The organism is Pseudomonas sp. P1_A1 (genome assembly GCF_056406935.1).
In genome coordinates this window covers 93,560-116,225 of sequence record NZ_JBFTZE010000016.1, presented here as the reverse complement: position 1 = coordinate 116,225, position 22,666 = coordinate 93,560, and the positions used below count along the sequence as shown (strand labels likewise).

Genomic DNA, 22,666 nt, shown 5'->3' with positions numbered 1-22,666 from the left:
CACTCTCCAGAGGTGTTCCGCGCAGTAATTCAGACTTTTACTTTGAGCGATGAAGGATAGGCTGTTGCCTTCCATAACTGCTCAAGGCTGATAAAAACAATGTCAGATTTACAAGGACGTAAAACTGCCCGCCCAGGAGGGGCAGACGACGATAAGGGCCGTCACTACGCTTTCATCCAGAGTCGAATTCACCCGACCTTCAAGGACGCTTCATTGCGCAGGGCGCGGGAACTGAGCCTCACACAAACCCCTTCCGGACAATGGATCAAGACCGCCACTCAATCTGCTCACACACAGTTACAAGATGCCAACCTTGACCTCTGGTCTGCCCAGAACAAGGTGGATCGGTATCTTGAAGAGTTACAAAACGTTGATGACTTCGCTGAACCCTTGCTCACCGATGCATTGATGAAACAGTACGGGGTCGATGTCGATGTCAGAACCACTTACTTGTATCTTTACTTACCCAAAAAGCGCCCCTGGTATGTCATCGACGTCACAGGCGGCGTCGTCACCCGAACCGTCTCCCTGCTGAACGCTGCCCTGCACAACTTCGCACGCAGCGAAACCTGCGAGCCGGATTCCGACTTCATCAGCCAACCCGATGAGCGCGGTCTGTTCGACGTCCTGCCGGTCAAACGCAAAATGTCCATCGCCCAGTTCCAGACCCTGTGTCGCGAGCTGGACATTGGCGCGCGCTATGCCCGATACCTTGAAGAACGCTTGCTACCCGGCGATGCCGTCGCCAGGCATTTCCTGCAACTCAAAATCATCGACAGCGAGAAAGCTGCCTTCAAGGCAGCCGTTAAACAAGCGCTGATGACCGGCGACATTGATGCCGATGCGAGCGACCTGATCCTGAAGATGCTCGATGGCCAACGTAACCTCACCCGCAAGGGCCGGGTGATGCATTTCGCTGAACTGTCCGTTCTGGACAGCCGGCTGGCCGGGATCGTACTGATCACGCCGGGACTGTACCGTGAACGCGAGGTCGTGCCGATATTCGCGTATGTCCCGCAAGACCCTGAACATCCGTTGAAAGAGTATCCCTCAACGGTCGCCTTCATGAACGAACTGACTCGCCAGTTGCGTGACAACCAGCTCATCTCGTCCACTGGAATGACTTATCGACAGTACTTCAGCCGGTTCGTCGATCAGCCGGAGCGAGGGCATTTTTTCGGCGGACTGCAACAGCGTCTGTTCGAGGTGAAATGGCATCAGAAAGATCCGCTGGATCCAGGGCCCAGCTGGCGGGAAGTGCCGGTCGAGCAGCCCAATCTGCGTTTCAGCGCCGCACCGATCCGCGGCGAATTCTGGAAATACCGCTTTGGGCAGAAGCTGAACAAGATCCTCAATGACGCCCGACACATCGCCGTGTCCACCGCCGACACCGATCGCAATGCCCGATGGGCCTGGTGGGAGAATTTCAAGAAAATAGTCTCGGACATCTTCAACGTCGCCCTGATGGTCGTCACACCGTTCGTGCCGGGGTTGGGGGAATTGATGATGGCCTACACCGCCTATCAGATCGCCAACGATGTCATCGAAGGCTTCGTCGACATGGCGTTGGGGCTGTGGACCGAAGCCGTCGAGCACATCGTCGGTGTGGTGGAGGATGCCATTCAACTGGCGGCGTTCGCCGCCGGGGCAAAAATCGGCGAGGTCGTGCGTCTGAAACTCTCGCCACTGATCGAAGGCATGAAACCGGTCACGTTGCCCAATGGCGAGCCACGCCTGTGGCATCCCGATCTGCAACCTTATGAACTGCCGGATGTGAAGCTGTCGGCCGACTCCGTTCCTGACGAACTGGGCCTGCATACCCACCAGGGCCAGGACGTCCTGCCACTGGATGATTCACACTTCGCCGTGCAGAAAGACCCGCAAACCGGCAACTACCGTGTCAAGCATCCACACCGCGCCGATGCGTATTCACCCGAGTTGCAACACAACGGCCTCGGCGCCTGGACTCACGAAGGCGAAAACCCGCGAACGTGGGATACGTCGAAACTGCTGCGCCGTATCGGCCATACCGTCGACAGCTTGACCGACGCGGATCTCGAACACGTGCGCATTGCCAGCGGCACCGACGACGGTGCGCTGCGCCGGATGTACATCGACAACACGGCTCCGCCACCGCTACTGGACGACAGTCTCGAACGCCTGCACGTCCAGCGCCAGACCCGGCACAACATTGAACGGATTCGCACAGGGCTGGCGCTGGATCCGTCCTCCTACTGGTTTGAACCGCTGGCGACCTACCTGGACGGCTGGCCTGCGGATAAATCGCTGAAGGTTTATCACAACGACGACCTGAGCGGTCCTTTCCGCCAGTACGGCAATCCCGAGGCAACGGCCGGGCAGACGCTGTCCACCAGCCTGTCGCACCTGCTGAGCGACCAGTTTGCGCCAAGCCTCGTCAACTTCCTCGACGAAGCGGAACTGCAAGAGGTACTCGGCCGGCCGACGGCGAAAAGCGAACAGGTGCAAGCGCTGCGCGATCGATTGGCGGACGAAGCGAATCGCCTGCTCCCAGACATCGTCAATCAGCTGTACCAAGGTGCACAAGCCTCGGACGATCCGCAGGTCAGGCTCGTTCGCCGTGAGTTTGCGCAGCTGCCGTCCCGTGCGGTAAAGACCCTGCTGAGCCGTGCCGAGCCCTCCGACCTCAAGCGAATGGGACAAGAGCAGCGCCTGCCTTTGAACATCAAGATCCGCGCCCGTGAAGCGGACTTCGAAGTCCGGGCAAACCATGCCTATGAAGGGTTCTACGACGATGCGCAGTGGGTGGCGGAAACCGAAAGCCTGGTGCTCAATGCGCTCAGGATCCATGCCGACACATTCAACGGGTTACGCATCGAAGTACGCGAAGGCAGCGATGCCGGCCCCCTGCGTTGCAGCGTAGGCACGCAGGATGCGTCGACCGTCCGGGTACTGGTCAGGGATGAGGAGAACCGCTTCGAAGTCTGGGACGCGCAAAACCACAAATTGCGGGAAGCCGCCGATTTTTTCGAAGCGGTGCTCAACGCCTTGCCGAAAAACAAACAGACGCAATTGGGTTATCGACCCGGCCAGGGCCGTTTTCTCAAACAATGGGTCATGGTCAAGATCGAGACGCCTGCCGAACGCCGCACCGTGCTCCTCGCACCACCGATCCGTCCGCTGGCGGATCACGAAGACATGATGCTGTTGCGTGGTGCTGGTTTGTCCACCCGCAAAGCCACCCTCACGGAAAGGGTGCAGGACCTCTATCCCCACTTCAACGAACGAGAAGTCGATACCTTTGTGCGATCCCTTGGCTCGCCGGAACAGGGGCATGAGACCCTGAGACGGCTGGACCGCGAACTGTATGATCTTGAGGTACTGCTCAATGCATGGCGACACCGGCAACCTGATAGCTGGGGCCCGGATCGCCAGGGGTTCGTCCGCGGTGGCGGGTTGCACATCAGCGAACGGCTCATCGATTGTTTCAGGAGAAAGCCCACCGTATTCGGCGAACGCAGCACCACGTCCGATGGCGGCTATGCCCTGGACCTTTCCACAGAAATCGACCCTGTCGACCTCGAGCGCTGGTGGAAGGAACTGCCGGACATCAAGCATTTCCTCGATCAGATCACCACGTTGAACCTGGACCGCACGACGTTCTCCCAGAACGCCTCCGGCCTGTTGAAAGACTTCCCTCACCTGCGGCAACTGAGCGCCCGCAGCTGCGGCTTGACGCAGCTGCCCGACAGCATCGGCAAGATGCATTACCTGCGCACCCTACGCCTGATGAACAATGACATCAGACTGACGCCGGCGGCCGTCGGGCAGCTGCGAAACCTGACCCGTATCGAAACACTCAGGCTCGATGACAACCCAAGGCTGGGGACACTGCCAAACGTTGAACGCATGCCCAAGCTCAGCATCCTGAGTCTGAGCAACACGGGGGCCACCACGTGGCCGGACGGACTCTTTGCGCCCAACAAGCGTCGACCTCGAGGGTTTTTTCTGGATCTGCAGGAAAACCCGCTCAAGATCATTCCGACCGTCGTGCCCGGCTCTGACAATGCGTTTATCGTGGCGCGGACCCGCCTGTTCGAAAGGAACCTGTCGCAGGCCAATCTGGTCAAGTTCCAGGCGTATCGACGCTCGGTCGGCATCTCGCCCACACAGGTCTATACCGACGCCGCCACCGACGCGATGGCCCAATGGCCGATGAAGGACGACTCGGTGTGGTGGAGTGCCGAAGTCTCCGGGTTGGGGACCTTCCGCCAGGAAGCCTGGCACGACCTGATGTCCGAGCCTGGCTCTGAAGGTTTTTTCGCCTTGATCCAGAAACAGACCACCTCGGCCGAATACCGGGCCGGCGGTGAATTACGTGATCAATTGAGCAGCCGGGTATGGCGAATGGTCGAAGCCGCCGACCTGGACCCTGAGTTACGCGCCGATCTGTTCGAAACGGCGACGTCGCCCACGACCTGCGCCGATGCGGGAGCCCAGATGTTCAACCGCATGGGCATCAAGGTTCTGGTTACCGAGGCCTATGCCCAGTCGACTACAGCCGCCATCCTTGAAAGCCGTCTGGTCAACCTGGCCAAAGGCACCGCTCGCCTGGAGCGCGTAGATGACATCGCGCGTGAAGAATTTCGCCGCCGCAACGAGGCCCCGGAGAATGAGCAGGAGGCTAATCCGGATGAAATCGAGGTATTTTTTGCATTTGAAACGGGCTTGGCCGACCGCCTGGATCTGCCTTGGCAATCGAAACGCATGCTGTACACCGAAAGAGCGGGAGTCAAAAAAGACAAGATAGACGCCGCCTTTGCCACGGTCATGTCGATGGAACAAGGGGACGGGCTGGTCAATGGCATGATCGAACAGCCGTACTGGGAGAAATACCTGCGTGACACCTATCCCACTGAATTCCGGCGCAATGCCCGGATGTTTGAACACAGGACCGACCTGCTGGATGAACTGCGCGAGGCCCAACGCGCCTGGGCCGGTTCCAAAGAGCAGTTGATTGTGCAACGACGCGCGCTCAAGCAGCGGTTACTCGACCTTACCAGTCAACTCAACGTTCCGGAAAGCCTTGTGCTCACCGACGAAGAAATGACGGACGAGGTTTATGGTGGATTACTCAACGACATCGGCTACGAGGAAAAACAGCTGAGCCGTCGGTTGACCCGAGCGGCGCTGCAAAACGCCGGATAATCAGCCCCCGCTCTGAAGGCGATCACGCCTTCAGGGCTCCTTCCACTTTTATCCACGAAACACCGCGCTCATCTCCACGGTGGTCGCGATCGCGGCTTGCATGAACGCGCCCGCCAATCCCAACCCGCTCAGCTGGATGATTTTCCTGAGCATTCGCATGATTCATACACTCCATTTCACCGCATTGGCGCAAGACACTAAACCTCCGAATCCCAGATCACCGTCACGCGTCCCGAATACTGTCGTTGTTGTCCGGGGTGAATCATTTCTGCGACTTCACTCGCGGGTATTTCGAAATGCAGCGTTCCCGGTTGGCGATCTACATAAAACCCTGGCATGAACAACTGCGTGCCACTGCCGTCAAGGCGAAGTGGCCGACGATTGACAGGTTGCCCGCCCGCGTCCGTCAAACCATGGGGCAGACTTACGCCGACGTTCAGCGGCACGAAATGACCGGATACCGGTTCATTCAATGAACAGGTGTTGCCGTCCTGGCTGTACTGGCACTCCAGCTGCATTTTGAAACGTGAACTGGCGGAAATATTGAAGGTCTGGTCCCGAAACAGCCGCGTCGGTCTACGTCCCTGGCTCAACCAGGCTTGCCAGCCACCCTGCGGGACCAGCTCGACGCGATTGCTTCCGGGCGGAATATCGACTTTCATTGTGTGCTCGACATTCAACGTGAAGTTGAGGGTGATCAAATCGTCGTCAGGCAACATGACATCGCCCATGTCGAAATCCTGGTGCGGCCCGACGGTGTAGTTCAGCACGCCGCGATAGGTGCCTGCCGACATCTTGAGCGGGTTGGGCGTGACCAGCTCGTAGCTGAACCCGGTGTTTTCATAAGCGAACTGGTAGTCCTGGGTAATGTCTTTTTGTGCCTGCTTGGCACACACACCCGCATTGGCCGGCACTCGCCAAAAGAACGCATAGTACAAGGCAGTGCCATAACCCACCCCGCCATATCCACAAGGGGGAGGCGCGTTGACCCACGTACTTTGCCAGACCCCTGCGGGCAGAGGCGTCTTGATTGTGTAAGCGGCACCGATACCGTTGACGCGCATCCTGAGCGTCTCGGACTCTCCGGTATCGTCATGCACCACCGTGACGTCTCTCCAGGAAGAAGGAACCCGGAACATCGCGCCCCGACGCTGCTCATGCATCGCCGGTATATCTGCCGCCGCCCGGAAGCGAACGGGCAATAAAATGCTGAAAACCCCTTCCTCGCAGTACTCGGGGTGATCTCCGCAGTACCCGCCCAGAGGTGTCGTATTGATAAAGGTATTTTGCATCGGATTCGCCGGGTCGGGACGAAACACCGCGCTCATCTCCACGGTGCTCGCGACCGCGGTTTGCATGAACGCGCCCGCCAATCCCAACCCGCTCAATCGGATGATTTTCCTGAGCATGTCCATGATTGCTGCACTCCTTTTCCAGACTCGGGATCAAGCGTCGGGCATGACCGCGTTGAAGATCATGTTGACGCTGCCAAAGTAGCTGCCAGGCTTGTACACCCCATCGGCAGGCGGCATCGGTAGGATTTCCAGCACCACGCGTTTACCAGGCGCTGCCTCGGTCAGGGACACCACTTCGCTGCTTGCGTGCTCGCTCAACAGCTTGCCGTTGAACAGCACCCGCAAGGCAATATCATGGGCGTCGATACCGTTGGACAGATACGGTCGGCCTTCCAACCGCGCCTCGATCGAGCCGGCTTGGTTCTTCACGTCGAAATACTTGCGCAAGCCACCCAGTGTCGATGCCGTCAAGTTCCAAGGCAGTTGCTGTTCGCGATGGATCCAGCCCGGGTCCGAAGGAATGACATAAAACGCCTGGGTCGGAATCGTCACGAACACTTCGAAGGTGTGCTCTTCCCGGGCGGCGAAGACATCAACGCTCGTCCACATCGCGACAACCGACAAAAAGACCTGGGTCAGTTTCTTGCACATGGGTTATCCCTTCACGTCCAGTTTTTTGCTGCGTTCACCTTCAACCAAAGTGAAGCGGTATTCGCGACCGGCCTGCTTTTCGAACTCAAACGTGCGGCCCGCCAGAATGTGATGCTTGGTCGTGGGCTGGCAGTCCTGTTCGTTTTTAACCGAACAGTCCTTGAATTCATCGATCACCACCACGGTGTTGCCGTTGTTGCGAATCCGGTAGTTGCCCGCGCCGTTCTCGATCGCACTGTCGAAACGCGTCTCCTTGGGCCGTACGAAAAATACCGTGCCGTACCCGGCCAGCACATTGACCCCGGCAGTCAGGCCTTTCTTGTACTCCTCACGGTCTTCGCTGGAGACGGCGAACTCGTCTTCTTTCTCTGGCACTACCGGTACGAAACGCACCCGGAAATACCGCTCCTTGTCTCGCTCGCCCATGTACAGCAGGCGCGTGCCCTGCATGCCATTGGCCGGCACGATCAACCGGGCCGGGCTGGCCATCAAGCCATCACGGGCGGTCGCGTCGGCCTGGGTTTTGAGCGGTTCTTCCCGTGCGGTGCCATCGGCGTCATAAACGATTTCGAGAATATTGACCTTGACGAACGCGGTGCTGTCACCCCCGTTGAACACGCGTTTCAAGTAGGTACTTTTGTCCCCGTCCAGATAGTCATACACCGTCCCGACATTGATGCTCGGGCCGGCATGAGCCAGCTGCGTGAATAGATAGAAACCAAACAGTGTCAAAAGGTGTTTCATTGCCCTGAACCTCGTTAAATGAAAATGCAGCAAAGTGCGACCCACTAAACTTCTGAATCCCAGATAACCGTCACATTCCCGGAATACTGTCGCTGTTGCCCGGGCAGCAGCATCTGCGCCACTTCGTCGGAAGGAATTTCGAAGTGCAGTGTTCCCGGTCTGCGCTCGACATAAAAAACGGGCTGGAATAATCCGGTCCCGCTGCCATCTCGCAGCAATGGCCGCCGATCGACAGCTTGTCCCTCAGCGTCGCTCAAACCGTGGGGCAGGCTTACGCTGACGTTCAGGGGTACGAAATGACCGGACACCGGCTCACGCAACGCGCAAGTCTTGCCGTCCTGGGTGTATTCACACTCCAGCTTCATCTTGAACCGCGAACTGGCGGAGATATTGAAACGCTGGTCCCGGAACAGGCGCGTGGGTTTGCGGCCTTGCTGCAACCAGGCTTGCCAGCCGCCTTGTGGCACCAGTTCTACCCGGTTGCCGCCCGGTGGGATCTCGACTTTGAGGGTATGTTCGACGGTCAGGGTGAAGTCGAGCTGGATGACTGGGTCCGCGAGCACGACAATGTCACCCAGGTCGAAGTCGCCACCAGGACCGATGGAATAGAGTTGTGTGCCCTCATACACCCCCGTGGACATTTTCAGCGGGTCGGGCGTGCGCAGTTCGTAGGTGAAGTCCAGGTAGCGGAAGCCAAAGCCGGGAATCTGGAACTTCGCCTGCTTGCTGCATACCGATTCCACAGGAGTCAGCCAGAAGAACCGGTAGCCATTATGATTGCCTGACTGGGAGCCAATGCCAACGCAGGGGCTCGGCGCAGATCCCCAATGTATCCCCCACAACGCATTATGAGCCGCGAAGACGTCCGCGATGCCGGTGAGCTCCGTCACATTGGGTCTCACCTCATAGAAACCGCCCATCCCGGCAATACGAACTTCCACCGTAGCCTCTTCTCCGGTAGTGCGCTCCCTTACGGGCAAGCGACGCCAGGTCGCTGGCGTCTTGATCATTGCGCCCTGGCGTACGTCGGCATGGTTGGGCTCGATGGGGCCGTAGAACCCGGTAATCAAGTGAGAACGCAAACTGAATATATTGTGGGTCTTGCAGATGTTCGGCTGGTCAGCGCAGAACCCGGCATTGGGCGTCGTGTTCCTGAATTCGTTTTTCTGCGGGTTGCTCGGGTCAGGGTTGAACGTGGCGGAGATCTGTTTGACCACCGCCCCCGCTGGCAACGATGTAACAGCCAGGCAGGCACCGAGGAAAACTGTCCTTGCCGTGCGCCATAGGCCAGTCAATGCATTCATCAATTTTGCAGACTCCATAAATTGCGCAGCGTCCATCAACCGGCGCTTTGCACGGCATTGGCGACGTCAGCCAGCGTGTCAGGGGTGCAACGCAAATCGCCGATCATCAGCACGTTGTTTTCGGTACGCCCACTGTTCGGGTCCAGACGGAACTGGCACAGCAACTGATTGCCATGCCGCACTTCGAGCGTCGGGGATCCGGCGTTCATTTCCATGGAAAAGAAGCCGTCCACTTCACTCACCCCACGGCTGGCGTGGTTGATGATGTGGTGGCCTTTGAGCGGATTGCCCTGCGGATCGATGAGGCGGCCGAGGACGGTCAGGGTTCTCATCACTTTGACCTGGCGATATTCCACGCCGCCCTTGTTCAGGTGATAGCTGGAACGGGCCGGCTGGATGGTGGCGGCGGGGACGTGGTTGCCCTCGAAATCGAAACTGACCGAGCTGCTTTTGTACGCGGTGATCGGCACGAAATTGCGCCCGGGCTTGAGCACCGCGCTGCCGCCGCTCAAATCATCGGCGCGCAAGGCGATGTCCTCGATGTCCGACTCCACGTCGATGATCATGCCGGCACCGTCGCGGTGATATTGGCTGGTCATGACCATTTTTTGCCCGCCGACGGCCACGGTGCTGTCGAGGTTCAAGCCCCCGGTAAGGTCGTTGTTGAAGGACGAGCGCTGGATGAAGCCGTCGCCGTTGACCAGGTCGGAACTCATGGTCGCCATGGCATTCCAGCCGATGCCGTAGGTGTCGGTGATAGCCGTGGCGGAGACGCTTTGCAGCACGTGGTCCTGAAGGGTTTTGCGGTAGGTGATCGACGCGTTGTTGTCGCGCCCGCCATCACGGTCGGTGCGGGTGCCGATACTGCCGGAAAGCTGTTCACCGGGGCCGCCCAACGCGATGTTGACACTCAAGTCGATACCCCGATTGCGGTCGTCTCCCGAGCTCACGCTGCCCGGTCGATCGAACAGCGACAGGCGCCAATTGGCGTCACTGCCAAACAGTTGGGTGCGCTGGGTCCAGCCCAGATCCACGCCCGTGCCGTTGGTGTTGCCTTCGCTGTGGGACACCCGGGCATTGACCGAGCTTTTGCTGTTGAGTCGATGGTTTATCGACAGGGAAGAATTGCTGGTCTGGCCAATAAATACATTGCGCTGGCGCACCCGCGTGCCATCGGGCAGCGTGTCGTACAGCCGGGTGGTATCGAGCCAGCTGCGGTTATGGCTGGCGACGATACTGCCGCTGCCATAGGAATAGAGCCCCTGCACATCCAGGCCGGTGCCGTAGTCTTGAGTCTTGTAGACGTTGGCGAACAGGCTGGCGTTGTTGACGATTGCCCAATCGACCGACGTGCCATATTGCAGAGAGTCGCGCACCTGTCGACCCGACAGGCCCAGGATGACTCGCGGGTGCAGCAGGAAGTTGAACGCGGCCCCCGCCGTCATGTCGCCGTCGGCCTGCTCTTCCCAATTACTGAGCAATTTCGATTCGCGGCCGGCGAACAGGTTGTAGCGCCAGCGCTCGTCATGGTTACGCCAGTTGTTGGGTTTGTAGACCAGCTCCTGAGTGCTGGAGGTGATTTGGCCGTCTTCGATCAGACGCACTTCCACTTCATAAATACCGCCGGGCAGCGGACGCGTATCGAGGGTTTGCAACCCGGCAGGCACCGCCTGGGTATTGATCAGCAAACCGTCGCGGTAGATCTCCACCGAACCCTGTCGATTGGCGGTGACGTAGATCGGATAGACCGCCGGTTTCGGGTTATTGATGGCCACGCTGTCGGAGCTGCCGTACATGACGCCCAACGCCGTGTCGGGGCTCGCGCCGAAGGCACGTGGCTGACGGGTCAGGCCTTCGGACGTCGGTGTGAAATAGCCCAGGCGCAGAAAATTGCCTTCCAGCTCGCGCTGGGTGAAGAGTTCGTGCACGGCGTGATAAAGCTTGTTATCCAGACCACCCAGTCGAGACAGTTGCATATTGACGGCCTGGGTCCAGTTGCCCAGGCTGCTGCTGGCTTCCAGGCCGTAGCGCCCGCCCAGGTCCTGGTTCTGCCCGCCGTTGAGGTTCAGCTGATTGCGCACGATCAACCCGGTGCTGCCGTTTTCGGGCAGGTTGTAATAACGCTGTACCTGATCGTCGCGCTCAGCGTTTTGGGTGAGGATCGACACCAGTGAGTTTTCCAGGCTGTAGTGCACGGCCAATAGCTGCTCGGGGCATTTCGCCTGGCAGCCACCCAACGCTACGCCTTGTTTCAGATAGTTGGCCCAGATGTCGCGTTCACTGGGCTTGATCGTGCTGTCGCTGACATCGGCGAAGTCAACGAGGGTGATGCGATCGTCGCGGGTCAACACGACCATCGCCTCACCGAGAAACTGTTGGTCAAGTTCCACGCGCACCGCCAGTGGCACATCAAAGAAATGCTCTTCGAACTCGCTCGGCAAACCTTTGGCTTGCGCCAATAGACTTCGAGGTGTGTGGCCATTATCCGCTGGCGCGGCCAGGGCAGTTGCACAAAAACATAGGGCAAGCGCCGTCGCGATGGGAGTCATCGGGAACATGAACGAAATACTCTGAAGATAAATTCGTTGAAACCCGATCGACAGGCAAAACTTGCCCGCCGATCGGTAGTGTTATGAATTAAGGATGAACCTTAGTTAATAACGGTATTACGGAATGCGAGGAATGGCATCGAAGATCACCACTGGATTGGCGGTGTACAGGCCATTCTGGGTGTCGGTTGGTTTGGCAGCGGCAATCACCAGGTCAGCTTGCATGCCGCCGTTGGACTCAGCGTCACCGACCACTTCCTGCGACACGCCGGTCAGGGTTGTGCCATTGAACATGTAACTCAATGCGATGGTGTTGATGCCGTTGGACAATGGCTGCGGGCCGCCTTCGACGTAGGCGCCGACCGAACCGTTGGTATGTTGTACATCATAAGTCGCACGGATCGGAGTCAGCGTACCGGCCCCCAGTACGTAGGCCATTTTTTCATCTTTACCGAAGTTCGGATCCCGCGGCTGAGCATGGAATACCTTGCTTGGAATGGTGGCGCTGATGTTGATGGAGGTGCGCGACTCTTCCGCAGCGAACGCTACCGAAGAGCTCAGGGCCAGCAGGGTCATCGGAACGGCGATTGCAAACTTCTTGAACATTGTTGAGTACCTGTCTTTTTCAAATGATCGGACCGTGGAAAGTCACAACAAGCCAACACCCGGCACGAAGCATGGCGTTTTGGCTCAACTTTCGACGCCGGAGAATGATCGACCAATCGCTTGAGAAAGTAAGTACGTAACTTCCGAAGAACATGTAGTAACAACAGCTCTTGAACAGCAGGAAAAAAGTTAAAAAAACACCAATTAAACTGTTTTACCCTCAGAGAAATACTACACACAGTTTTAACTGAAAAAACACACAGACAAGAACTGTTTTAAACTTCCGTAAGACCAATACTACTGTTCACACGAATAGACCAGCAATAAACGGAAGAACTTCATAATTAGTTCAATTACTCTAAAAATCAACCTTCGTAGCATCCTCGTCACTCCCATGCGCTCACCACTCGCGCCTTTCCCCGAGCCCCTCCCAATCTCGACCGTTGGTCAAGAACGCTTGCGCCAGCCTAAAGATATATCTTAAGTTGTATCTAAACACGACGAGAGAAAGCAAAAATGAGAGACCATCATTCCCCCCACCGCGAACACGGCGACGGCCGCGACGGCTTCGAGAAACGCTCCGGTCGCGAACGCGGCGGTCGCGGCCCGCGTGTCTTCGCCCCTGGTGACCTGAAATTGTTGCTGCTGGCGCTGATCGCCGAGCAGCCCTGCCACGGCTATGACCTGATCCGCCAGATCGAAAGCATGTTCGACGGCGCCTACAGCCCCAGCCCCGGCGTGATCTACCCGACCCTGACCTTCCTTGAAGAAAGCGAAATGATCCTGGGCGATGCCGAGGGCGGAAAAAAACGCTACAGCATCACCGACGCCGGACGTCAGTCATTAAGCGACCAGGCGATTGCCCTGGACGGTGTGCGCATGCGCATCGAAGTCAGCAAGCGCTCATTGCGCGGCCAGGATCGCCCGGCCGAGATCCATGAAGCGGTGCACAACCTGCGCCATGCCTTGCAAATGCACCATGGTCGCTGGAGCCCGGAAGAAATCCTGCGGGTGCGCGACCTGCTCAACAACACGGCCAAAGCCATCGTCGACGGCCCCGCCGTTCAACCCGTTTCGGAGAAAGTCGAATGACCGACGTTATCGTGCCATCCCAAACCATTCACCGTGTCAGCCACGAGATCAAACGCCGTCGTCTGCAAGTGCTGCGGGTGGTCGACCTGACGCCGCGCATGCGCCGCATCACGCTGGGCGGCCCGGAACTCGCCGGCTTCGTCAGCCTCGGCACGGATGACCACGTCAAACTGCTGTTCCCGCAAAACGCAGCGGAACAGGCGGCGCTGGAAACCCTGGTGCTCGGCGCCGGCAAGGACAACGGGCCGATGCCCGCGATGCGCGACTACACGCCACGCCGTTACGACCTGGACACGCTGGAACTGGACATCGACTTCGTGCTGCACGGCGACGGCCCTGCCTCGACCTGGGCCGAACAGGCCAAACCCGGCCAGTTCCTGCACATCGGCGGGCCGCGTGGCTCGATGATCGTGCCGGACATGTTCGACAGCTACCTGCTGATCGGCGACGAAACCGCCCTGCCCGCCATCGCCCGCCGCCTCGAAGGCCTGGCCGCCAATCGGCGCGCACTGGTGATCGTGGAAGTGGAAAACGGCGCCGAACAACAACGCCTGGAAAGCGCCGCGCAGGTCGATGTGATCTGGGTGCTGCGTGAAGGAGGCAAAAACAACCTGCTGACCACCGTGCAACAGATCAAAGTGCCCGCTGGCAATCTGTATGCGTGGGTGGCGACCGAAACCAAAGCGTCGCGGCAGATCCGCCGGGCATTGCTCGATGAGCATGGCCTGGACGAGCAGTTCGTTAAGGCCGTCGGCTATTGGCGGCTGGATGACAGCGACGAGGAATAAATCGTGAAAAAAGATCGCAGCCTTCGGCAGCGCCTACAGGATTTGTGTTCGTCCGATGATTTACGGGGGCACACGATTCCCATCGTTCGCCCGATGATTTCACGGGCATACGCGATTCCTGTGTAGGAGCTGCCGAAGGCTGCGATCTTTTGATCTTGATCCAACAAACTCCAACTAACGATGAAGACGACGATCCAGCCCAATCACCAGCAGTGAAATCACCACAAACCCCGCCAACAATCCCCCGGCATTCACGAACACCTGTGGATAACCCAGTTTGTCGACATCAATGAACGGATAGGGATAAACCGCCAGCAGATGCCCACGCCATAGCGAATAGCCGAAGTACACCAGCGGATAGATCACCCACAACGCAATGTGCCGCAGCCGCAACGTCCCCTTGGGTACACAGAACCACCAATAAACCAGGAACAGCAGCGGCATGACATCGTGCATTAGCTCATCGGCCAGCCATTGCCAGCCTTCGGGATGCCATAAATGGCGCAACAACAGGCTGTACGCCAAACCGACCACAGCGATGCTCACCGCAATGGCACTGCTCACCCACGGCTGCAAAAACCAGCGTCGCGCCGCTGACTCGCGGGACGTCAGTTCACAGGTCAGCACCACCGCCACCAGCGTATTGGTCAGCACGGTGAAAAAACTGAAAAAACTCACCAGCCCGCCCAGCAGACTGGCCGAGATACTCCAGCGGGCATAGAGAATCAGGTACATCTGAATGCTTAAACCCGCCCAGCCCAGAATCGCCGCCACGGCCACACAACGACGCCTCGCGGTCGAGGGTATGACCATGCTCAGACCGGGCGCTTGGTGCGCATCAGCTTCACGTACAGGCGTTCGACCTTCTCCCGCGCCCACGGGGTTTTGCGCAGGAATGTCAGGCTCGACTTGATGGTCGGGTCACTTTTGAAGCAGCGGATATCGATACGCTCGGCCAGCCCCGACCACTCGTAGTGCGCAACCAGGGCGTTGAGGATTTGCTCCAGCGTCACGCCGTGCAGGGGATCAGGGTTGTGTTCGGTCATGCCGGGCCTTCGAACGATGAAAGGATGGGAAGCCGCGCACCTTAGCGGAGGCTTTCGTCCGGTGGAAGGGCTCCGGACAGCGGCATTCGTCAGAGGCTGAATTAACTGTAGGCGAGTTGGCCATCATCCGAGGGACAAACGTCAGGAGATAGCGCCCGGCTCAGTAATAACGACGAGGGTCCGAATCGATCAGACTGGCCAGCTTGGTCAGGGCAAACCGCAATTCGTCCTGGCTGGTGGGCGACATCAACACCAATCGCACGCAGCGGGTAATGCCACTACGTTCGGCCTGGAACTGGGTACCACTGAGGACCAGCACGCCGTTGGCACGGGCCAGCATGGCGAATTCGTCGCTGGTCCAGGGCTCGGGCAACGTCAACCAGACGTGGTAGGCATACGGCTGGGTCTTGAGCTCGAAATTGGCGAAGATTTCCTGAGCGATCGCCTGCCGCCCGGCGGCCTCGTTGCGCTGAATGCGGATCAGCTTTTTATCCAACCCCTCCGTGATTACATTGCTGGCCAACTGAGCGGTCAATGGCGACGGCATCCAGACGCTGCTGCGCACCATGGAGGTCAGGCGCGACAGCAGTTTCGGTGGGCTGTAGAGATAGCCAATCCGCAAGGCCGGCATGACCGACTTCGACAGACTGGTCAGGTACACCGAACGATCCGGGGCAAACGCCGACAGCGGCTTGATCGACGGGTCGGTGGCCAGAAAACCGTAGATGTCATCGTCCAAAATGATGAAGTCGAACTCCTCGGCCAGCGCCGCGATTTGCGCTCGACGTTTTTGCGACATGATCGCGGCCGTCGGGTTCTGACAGGTCGCCACACAAACCAGCATCGCCGGTTTCTCACGCAGGCACAGTTCGCGCAGCGCTTCGGGAATGATCCCTTCATCATCCATTGGCACGCCACGCAGGCGTCGTTCCAGTCCATGGGCAAGGGAAATGATGCCGGGGTAGCAGAGCTCCTCGCAGAGCACCAAATCACCGGCGTTGGTCAGCGCACTCATCGCGACCATCAAACCGTGCTGCGCGCCGGCGGTTATCACCACTTGCTGCCATTGTGCATCGGGCAACGAATGACGCAGCCATTGCGCGCCCGCCTCGCGATGAGCCGGATGACCGCCATCGGGTGCGTAATCGAGGGCACGGGCAAAATCCGTGCTCTTGGCCATGCCCACCAAGGCGTCGCGCAACCAGTATTCCAGTGTTTCGCTGTACGGCTTGATAATCGAAAGATCCAATAATTCGGATTGCCCCAGATTCAGCGCAGCGGCACTGTTGCTGGCCGGCAGTTCCAACTGCTTCTGGTTGAGCACATAAGTGCCGCGCCCCACTTCCCCCTGCACCAGGCGCCGCCGATGGGCTTCGCTGTAGGCACGGCTGATGGTTCCGGGCGTGACATTCAGCGTGGTGGCCAGCTCCCGCAGGGTCGGCAGACGATCACCTTCGTTCAACACGCCGTTGCTGATATCGCGCGCCAACGCGTCGGCAATCGACAAATACATCGGCTGGCTGAACTCGCTTAGCTGAGGAACCCACATGAATGATCGCTACCCATCGTAGAAATGATGAATGCCCGAGCATATCACAGGGAGGTTAGGCAATTAATCAATCGACTCAATCAACAAATTGAGTCGATTGATGCGCCAATTGATTCGAGAAACACGCCTGACCAAAAATATTTATCAAAAGAATTATTTTATTATTAATCAATTAGTTACAAACAATAAATCTAACAAGCAAACGCTGATAGCAAAAAAACATCTCGTAGCAGCCTCTCAACCTATTGAGTCAACTCAATTCATTCAAATACACTCATCACGAATCGAATCAATCGACTCAATCTCATTCTGAATCACCGCGTGCCCGCCACGCCAAGTCGAGACATCATGGACACACTCAGAAAGGATCTATCCCTGTCAGCGGTCATTGCAGGCTTCATCGCCGTGATCATTTCCTATGCCGGCCCGCTGATCATCGTGTTTCAGGCGGCCCGGGAGGCACACCTGCCCAATGATCAAGTGTCGTCCTGGATCTGGGCTATTTCCATCGGCAGCGGCATTACCGGTCTGTTATTGAGCTGGCGCTTGCGGATTCCGGTGATTACGGCTTGGTCGACACCGGGCGCGGCGTTGCTGGTGTCGATGCTGCCCACGGTCTCTCTGGCCGAGGCCATCGGCGCCTATGTGGTGGCTTCGGTGATTATCGCGGTGGTCGGCTTGTCCGGTGCGTTCGACAAACTGATGAGTCGCCTGCCCAAAGCCATCGCCGCCGCCATGCTCGCCGGCATCCTGTTTCGTTTCGGCGCCGAGCTGTTCACCTCGATCAAGCTGCAGCCGAGCATGGTGCTGTCAATGATCGCGGCGTACCTGATCTTCAAACGCTTTTCACCGCGCTACGCCATCCTGTCGGTGTTGATTGTCGGCTGCGCCGTGGCCGCCTCGTTCGGTGAACTCAACACAGGTTCGATCACCATCGATGTCGCCCACCCGATCTTCATTGCCCCGCAGTGGAGCTGGCACGCGATCATCAATATCGGCCTGCCGCTGGCCCTCGTCACCCTGACCGGGCAGTACGTGCCGGGCATGGCGGTGTTGCGCACCTCGGGCTACAACACCCCCGCGCGCTCGATCATTTCGGTCACGGCCATCGGCTCGATTTTGATGGCGCCATTCGGCTCCCATGGCTTAAACCTGGCAGCCATCACCGCCGCTATCTGCACAGGCCGCGAAGCCCATGAAGATCGCGACAAGCGCTACATCGCCGGGATCGCCTGCGGGGTGTTCTACATTCTGATGGGCATCTTCGGCGCGACCCTGGCTTCGGTGTTTTCCGCCTTGCCCAAAGAGCTGATCGCCTCCCTCGCCGGCCTGGCCCTGTTCGGGGCGATCAGCGCCGGGCTGACCGGCGCCATGGCTGACGAGAAACAACGGGAAGCGGCGCTGATCACCTTCCTGGTCACCGCCTCGGGCATGAGTTTCCTGGGGCTGGCCGCTGCATTCTGGGGGCTGATCTTCGGGCTCGTGGCACATTTCGTACTGACCTACACCCGGGAAAGCAAAGCCGGCGCCGTTGCAGAGGCGGTCGACCGCTGATTTGAAAGCTCAACTGACTTGACCGTGGCGGACGCTTCAGTCCGCCTTTTTTTGCCACGACCAAACAGCTGCGGCGACCGGTCGCAGCCGACTGTTACCAAATCCGAAATGATCCATGTCAGTAAAAGCCCTTTCTCAATGTGTTACAGAACATTATCCTTACGCCCGTCCAGCTGAAACGCTTCTCCCCTGCTGCATTCCTGCTGCGTTCAGCGCATCCCCTTTAGAAAAAGATCAAGAATTCCTTCTCTATGCCTTATTTTCAAACTCCGCGAGACAGCGCTGTCTCTCCCGCTGTGTCCAGCCGAAAAGCCCTGAAGCTGATCAGCGGGTTCACCGCGCTGGGCCTTGCCACTTGCACCCAGGCCGCGCCAGCCTTCGATAGCGACTCGCCGTGGATGCTGGGTGACTGGAACGGCACTCGTACCGAACTTTCGGAAAAAGGCTACGACTTCAAAGTCGATTACACCGGCGAAATGGGCAGCAACCTGCACGGTGGCTACGACCATGACCGTACCGCGCGCTACAGCGACCAGTTTGGTTTTGGTACTCACCTGGACCTGCAGAAGATTCTGGGTTGGGACGACGCTGAGTTTCAGCTGACCATCACCGAACGCAACGGCAACAACATCAGCAACGACCGGATCAACGACCCGCGCGTTGGCGGTTTCACCTCGGCGCAGGAAGTCTGGGGGCGTGGCCAGACCTGGCGCCTGACGCAGATGTGGTATCAGCAGAAATTCTTCGACCAGAAGCTCGACATCAAAGTCGGTCGATTCGGCGAAGGCGAAGACTTCAACAGCTTCCCCTGCGACTTCCAGAACCTGGCGTTCTGCGGCTCCCAGGTCGGGAACTGGGTCGGTGGCATCTGGTACAACTGGCCGGTCAGCCAATGGGCAATGCGCGTCAAATATCACCTGACGCCCGAGCTTTACGCGCAAGTCGGGGCTTACGAGCAAAACCCGTCCAACCTGGATCGCGACAACGGTTTCAAGCTCAGCGGCAGCGGCACTCAGGGCGCAATCCTGCCGGTAGAACTGGTCTGGACCCCGAAGCTCAATGGCCTGCCGGGTGAATACCGCGCTGGTTACTACTACAGCAGCGCCAAGGCCAGCGACGTCTATAAGGACAGCAATGGCCAGCCGGCCGCCCTGAGCGGCGAGGCTTACCGCAGTGCGTCGAGCAAGCATGGCGTGTGGCTCGGTGTTCAACAGCAACTGACCAGCCGCGCCAGCGACAACTCACGCGGCCTGAGTGTGTTCGCCAACGCCACGATGCACGACAAGAAGACCAACGCCATCGACAACTATGTCCAGGCCGGCGTCGTCTACAAAGGCCTGTTCGATGCCCGCGCCAAGGACGATATCGGCTTCGCGCTGGCCCGTGTCCACGTCAACCCGGCCTACCGCAAGAACGCCGAGGCCACCAACCAGGCCCGCGCCGTCCAGGACTTCGACGATCCGTCGTTCCTGCCCCCGCAAGACACCGAATACAGCAGCGAGCTCTATTACGGCGTGCACGTCACCAACTGGCTGACCGTGCGCCCGAACCTGCAATACATCCGCCACCCCGGTGGCGTGGACAAGGTTGATGACGCGCTGATTGGCGGGATCAAGATCCAGTCATCGTTCTGATTAAACGCATAAAACCTGTGGGGGCTGGCTTGCCTGCTCCCACAAGGATTGCTTCACCTGAACACTTTTTAACCTGAACCATGCCCGCGCCAGATCGTCATCTACAGTGAACTTGCGCGGGACTACTTAAACGTCACGGAGAACCACACTATGAGCACTGATGGTGCTTTGAGTCGAAGCCGTCTGCTGCCGAGCCTGCTCGGTATCGTGCTTCTGCTAATGGGCCTGGCCTTGCTGGCCGGGGGAATCAAGCTGAGCATGCTCGGCGGCTCGCTGTATTACCTGCTGGCCGGTATCGGCCTGATGGTGGCCGGTGGGCTGCTGCTGGCCGACCGTTATGCGGCGCTGAGCGTGTACGCGGTGGTGCTGTTCGCCAGTACCGTCTGGGCACTGTGGGAAGTCGGTCTGGACTGGTGGCAACTGGTGCCGCGTCTGGCGCTGCTCTTTACCCTCGGCATCGTCATGCTGCTGCCATGGTTTCGTCGCCCGTTGCGTCGCGGCGACTTCAACCCGGTCGGCACTGGTGTACTGAGTGCAGCCGTGGTCATCGCCGGTATCGCCGCGCTGGCCAGCCTGTTCACCAACCCCGGTGAAATCAAAGGCCAACTGGATCGTGACGCCGTGCCTGGCATGAGCAACACCGCCCCGGCGATGCCCGATGGCGACTGGAACTCCTACGGCCGCAGCGCCCATGGCGATCGTTACTCGCCACTGGCGCAGATCACGCCGCAGAACGTCAGTAAACTGGTTCCCGCCTGGAGCTACCGCACCGGCGACCTGCCAGGGCCGAACGACCCGGGTGAAACCACCGCCGAAAACACCCCGCTCAAAGCCAACGGCATGCTCTATGTCTGCACGCCGCACAGCCAAGTGATCGCGCTGGACCCGGACACCGGCAAGGAAATCTGGCGTTTCGATCCGAAGCTCTCCACGCAGAAGGCGGCGAACTTCAAGGGTTGGGCGCACATGACCTGCCGTGGCGTGACCTATCACGATGATGCCGCCTACGCGTCCGAGCAGAGCCCGACCGGCACTGCCAACCCGCCAGTGACCAGCGTCTGCCCACGCCGGATCTTCCTGCCGACCGCCGACACCCGCCTGATCGCCCTGAACGCCGACACCGGCAAGATGTGCGAAGACTTCGGCAACGGTGGCCAGGTCGACCTGACGGCCAACATCGGCGGCTTCACCCCTGGTGGTTACTACTCCACTTCACCACCGGCGGTCACCAAAGACCTGGTGGTGATTGGCGGCCACGTCACCGACAACGTTTCCACCGACGAGCCAAGCGGCGTGATCCGCGCGTTCGACGTGCACACCGGCAAACTGGTGTGGAACTGGGACAGCGGCAACCCGGACGACACCACGCCGATTGCCGAAGGCAAGGTCTACACCCGTAACTCGCCGAACATGTGGTCCATGTTCGCCGTCGACGAAAAACTCGGCATGCTCTACCTGCCGATGGGCAACCAGACCCCGGATCAGTTCGGTGGCGCGCGCACCCCTGAATCGGAACTGCACGCCGCCGGCCTGACCGCACTGGACATCGCCACCGGCAAGGTGCGCTGGCACTTCCAGTTCACGCACCATGACCTGTGGGACATGGACGTCGGTGGCCAGCCAACCCTGATGGACCTGAAAACCGCTGACGGTGTGAAACCGGCGGTGCTTGCGTCCACCAAGCAAGGCAGCATTTACGTGCTGGACCGCAGCAACGGCAAGGCCATCGTGCCGATCAACGAAGTGCCGGTGCCACAAGGCGCTGTCGAAGGTGATCACACCTCGCCGACCCAACCGAAATCCGACCTGAACCTGATGCCGCCGCCGCTGAAAGAGCGCGACATGTGGGGCGTCACCCCGTTTGACCAACTGATCTGCCGGATCAACTTCAAATCCCTGCGCTACGACGGCCCGTTCACGCCGCCATCGCTGCAAGGTTCGATCGTTTATCCAGGCAACTTCGGTGTGTTCGACTGGGGTGGTATCTCGGTTGACCCGGTGCGTCAGATTGCTTTCATGAACCCGGACTACATGGCGTTCAAATCGAAACTGATCCCCGCCGCCGAAATCGCAGCCCAAGGCCCGCGTAAAAGCGAAACCGAAGGCGTGCAGCCGAACAAAGGCGCGCCATACGGCGTCATCCTCGAACCCCTGCTCTCGCCAATGGGCCTGCCGTGCCAGGCACCGGCCTGGGGTTACGTGACAGCCGTCGACCTGACCACCAGCAAAATCATCTGGAAACACAAAAACGGCACCGTGCGTGACAGCTCGCCGGTTCCGATCCCTCTGAGCATGGGCGTACCGAGCCTGGGCGGGACCTTCACCACCGCCGGTGGCGTGGCCTTCCTGAGCGGCACCCTCGACCAGTACCTGCGCGCCTACGACGTGAAAAACGGCAAGCAGCTGTGGGAAGGCCGCCTGCCAGCGGGCGCGCAAACCACACCGATGACCTACACCGGTAAGGACGGCAAGCAATACGTGCTCGTCGTTGCGGGCGGTCACGGATCGCTGGGCACCAAGCAAGGTGACTATGTAATTGCGTACAAACTGTCGGAATAAGCGGTAGCGGCAGTTAAAACAAAGGCGACGCCCTGTGAGGGGCGTCGCCTTTTTTATGCTCGATTTTTCAGGTTCACCTATCCCCCGTAGGAGCTGCCGAAGGCTGCG

General features: G+C 58.9%; 15 protein-coding genes. 6 read left to right on the top strand and 9 right to left on the bottom strand.

All coding sequences use genetic code 11. The features are described 5' to 3' along the window. Positions 1-99 precede the first annotated feature (99 nt). Positions 100-5,187, top strand: a complete 5,088-nt coding sequence (locus tag AC1D2Q_RS22005; protein ID WP_477814528.1) for an NEL-type E3 ubiquitin ligase domain-containing protein — start codon at positions 100-102, stop codon at positions 5,185-5,187. 197 nt (positions 5,188-5,384) lie between these two features. Here AC1D2Q_RS22005 and AC1D2Q_RS22000 read toward each other — a convergent pair whose 3' ends face one another. The 6 genes from AC1D2Q_RS22000 to AC1D2Q_RS21975 all read right to left on the bottom strand — a co-directional run bounded on the left by AC1D2Q_RS22000 (position 5,385) and on the right by AC1D2Q_RS21975 (position 12,336). Then, positions 5,385-6,602 carry a hypothetical protein gene (locus AC1D2Q_RS22000; RefSeq protein ID WP_477814527.1) on the bottom strand — a complete coding sequence of 406 codons (1,218 nt, stop codon included), beginning with the start codon at positions 6,600-6,602 and terminating at the stop codon, positions 5,385-5,387. A gap of 30 nt (positions 6,603-6,632) precedes the next feature. Continuing rightward, positions 6,633-7,133 (bottom strand): CS1 type fimbrial major subunit, encoded by a 501-nt coding sequence (locus AC1D2Q_RS21995; RefSeq protein ID WP_477814526.1) that lies wholly within the window; start codon positions 7,131-7,133, stop codon positions 6,633-6,635. A gap of 3 nt (positions 7,134-7,136) precedes the next feature. Then, a complete protein-coding gene (locus AC1D2Q_RS21990) occupies positions 7,137-7,877 on the bottom strand; it encodes a molecular chaperone (protein WP_477814525.1) in 741 nt (246 codons plus the stop codon). Positions 7,878-7,921: 44 nt separating this feature from the next. Next, the gene (locus AC1D2Q_RS21985; protein WP_477814546.1) at positions 7,922-9,181 is read right to left on the bottom strand and encodes a hypothetical protein; all 1,260 of its coding nucleotides are present in this window, start codon (positions 9,179-9,181) and stop codon (positions 7,922-7,924) included. Positions 9,182-9,216: 35 nt separating this feature from the next. Further along, a complete protein-coding gene (locus tag AC1D2Q_RS21980) occupies positions 9,217-11,739 on the bottom strand; it encodes a TcfC E-set like domain-containing protein (protein ID WP_477814524.1) in 2,523 nt (840 codons plus the stop codon). A gap of 108 nt (positions 11,740-11,847) precedes the next feature. Continuing rightward, the gene (locus AC1D2Q_RS21975) at positions 11,848-12,336 is read right to left on the bottom strand and encodes a CS1 type fimbrial major subunit (RefSeq protein WP_230139336.1); all 489 of its coding nucleotides are present in this window, start codon (positions 12,334-12,336) and stop codon (positions 11,848-11,850) included. Between the two features lie 516 nt (positions 12,337-12,852). Between AC1D2Q_RS21975 and AC1D2Q_RS21970 the strand changes: the two genes are divergently transcribed. Together AC1D2Q_RS21970 and AC1D2Q_RS21965 are read left to right on the top strand one after the other, a co-directional pair. Then, a complete protein-coding gene (locus tag AC1D2Q_RS21970) occupies positions 12,853-13,428 on the top strand; it encodes a PadR family transcriptional regulator (protein ID WP_477814523.1) in 576 nt (191 codons plus the stop codon). Further along, complete coding sequence (locus AC1D2Q_RS21965) at positions 13,425-14,216, top strand: siderophore-interacting protein (RefSeq protein WP_477814522.1); 792 nt, start codon at positions 13,425-13,427, stop codon at positions 14,214-14,216. Before AC1D2Q_RS21970 ends, AC1D2Q_RS21965 begins: the two co-directional genes overlap by 4 nt. 174 nt (positions 14,217-14,390) lie before the next feature. On the opposite strand, the gene AC1D2Q_RS21960 is transcribed toward AC1D2Q_RS21965, so the two are convergent. From AC1D2Q_RS21960 to AC1D2Q_RS21950, 3 genes are all read right to left on the bottom strand, one after another. Further along, complete coding sequence (locus AC1D2Q_RS21960; protein ID WP_477814521.1) at positions 14,391-15,029, bottom strand: Pr6Pr family membrane protein; 639 nt, start codon at positions 15,027-15,029, stop codon at positions 14,391-14,393. Positions 15,030-15,031: 2 nt separating this feature from the next. Further along, on the bottom strand, positions 15,032-15,262 hold the full coding sequence (locus tag AC1D2Q_RS21955; protein ID WP_477814520.1) for a VF530 family protein: 231 nt from the start codon (positions 15,260-15,262) through the stop codon (positions 15,032-15,034). A gap of 160 nt (positions 15,263-15,422) precedes the next feature. After that, positions 15,423-16,811: an aminotransferase-like domain-containing protein gene (locus tag AC1D2Q_RS21950; RefSeq protein WP_477814519.1), complete on the bottom strand. Its 1,389-nt coding sequence runs from the start codon at positions 16,809-16,811 to the stop codon at positions 15,423-15,425. A 348-nt stretch (positions 16,812-17,159) separates the two neighbouring features. Between AC1D2Q_RS21950 and AC1D2Q_RS21945 the strand changes: the two genes are divergently transcribed. The 3 genes from AC1D2Q_RS21945 (at position 17,160) to AC1D2Q_RS21935 (ending at position 22,558) form a co-directional block, all read left to right on the top strand. Next, positions 17,160-18,365 (top strand): benzoate/H(+) symporter BenE family transporter, encoded by a 1,206-nt coding sequence (locus AC1D2Q_RS21945; RefSeq protein WP_477814518.1) that lies wholly within the window; start codon positions 17,160-17,162, stop codon positions 18,363-18,365. A gap of 251 nt (positions 18,366-18,616) precedes the next feature. Further along, positions 18,617-19,999 (top strand): carbohydrate porin, encoded by a 1,383-nt coding sequence (locus AC1D2Q_RS21940; RefSeq protein ID WP_477814517.1) that lies wholly within the window; start codon positions 18,617-18,619, stop codon positions 19,997-19,999. A 150-nt stretch (positions 20,000-20,149) separates the two neighbouring features. After that, positions 20,150-22,558: a glucose/quinate/shikimate family membrane-bound PQQ-dependent dehydrogenase gene (locus tag AC1D2Q_RS21935; RefSeq protein WP_477814516.1), complete on the top strand. Its 2,409-nt coding sequence runs from the start codon at positions 20,150-20,152 to the stop codon at positions 22,556-22,558. The last annotated feature ends 108 nt before the right edge of the window (positions 22,559-22,666 follow it).